Annotated in this window: 1 rRNA gene; it reads right to left on the reverse strand. The window is 52.5% G+C overall.

Features of this window, described 5'->3' with window-relative positions:
* Nucleotides 1-255 (reverse strand): 23S ribosomal RNA (locus K1I44_RS15190); the annotation flags it as partial.

Consider the following 255-nt stretch of genomic DNA (forward strand, 5'->3'; position numbering starts at 1 on the left):
CTTTTCAACGTGCGTGGGTTCGGGCCTCCAGTAGGTATTACCCTACCTTCACCCTGGACATGGGTAGATCACCTGGTTTCGGGTCTACGACCTCGTACTATACGCCCTATTCAGACTCGCTTTCGCTGCGGCTCCGTCTTTTCGACTTAACCTCGCACGAGATCGTAACTCGCCGGTTCATTCTACAAAAGGCACGCCATCACCCATAAACGGGCTCTGACTACTTGTAGGCACACGGTTTCAGGTTCTCTTTCA

Source organism: Anoxybacillus sp. ST4 (assembly GCF_019448545.1).
In the GTDB taxonomy this organism is placed as follows: Bacteria; Bacillota; Bacilli; order Bacillales; family Anoxybacillaceae; genus Anoxybacillus; species Anoxybacillus pushchinoensis.